Origin of the sequence: Pseudoalteromonas sp. GABNS16E (genome assembly GCF_028598715.1) — a bacterium.
GTDB classification, from domain to species: domain Bacteria; phylum Pseudomonadota; class Gammaproteobacteria; order Enterobacterales; family Alteromonadaceae; genus Pseudoalteromonas; species Pseudoalteromonas atlantica.
Genome location: NZ_JAQREZ010000143.1, coordinates 1 through 899 on the forward strand (window position 1 = coordinate 1; position 899 = coordinate 899).

Consider the following 899-nt stretch of genomic DNA (forward strand, 5'->3'; position numbering starts at 1 on the left):
CGAAGCGCTAGGATTTCTAGCCAACGTTTAGGGATGGGTGAATTCATAATGACCTCCAATAAAAAGTTGAAGGTATTTTCAAATACAAAAAATGGTGTTGCTAGGTGTGGTTGGCCGGACGCTTACGTCAATCATGATAACTAAACAGTGCTTTTTATCACCAAACCAACGATGAGGGCTACCATCCATTTGCATCATTAACCCCGGAGCTTCCATGCGTTCTCTGCGTTTGCGAACATTACTACGTCTTCGTTTAGCGCGTTTAGCATGGTGGATATCATGCGCCCAACTTCGTAGGGTCTCGCGCTTAACTACGATGTTTTCATTGATTGCTAACTGCTCAGCTAAGTGAAGCAGATTCAAGTCGAAATACTTTTCTTTAATCAGAGTTTGCACGGCTTTTTTAATTGATACTGGTGTTTTATTTGGCGGGGCTTTGCCACGATTACCATGAATAGCAAATTGAATACCGACTTGCTGATATTGTTTGACGTAGCGTTCAATTGTACGTCGTGACTTGTTAAGTAACTTTGCTGCATTGCCAATTGTTATTCTGTTTTCTGCTACTTTAGCAATAATATCAACAGTGAGTTGAGCTTTTGAATCCATCACAATCATCCTCAACATGCCTTATTAGTATTCCAAAAACAAAACACTAACAGACACGTAAAAAAGTGACCGACAAATTCCCTTGGTAATTAGCGATTACGACAGAATCGCTTGGTAATTAAGATACGACAAAGTCGCTTGGTGTTAACAGCATTAGGTGTACTAGTGTGATTACCAAGGGATTGTGTCGGTCTAATTACCGAGCGACTTTGTCGTAAATAGCATATCAGCCAGTTGTTAAACTGGCTATGATTTATGCCTATTCTTACAACGCTTGCGACCTTGCAACT

Annotated in this window: 1 pseudogene; it reads right to left on the reverse strand. The window is 40.5% G+C overall.

Annotated features, from left to right (window positions below):
* Nucleotides 1–126: 126 nt before the first annotated feature.
* A pseudogene (locus PSI06_RS21015) lies at nt 127–618 on the reverse strand (helix-turn-helix domain-containing protein); the annotation flags it as partial.
* Nucleotides 619–899: the final 281 nt, after the last annotated feature.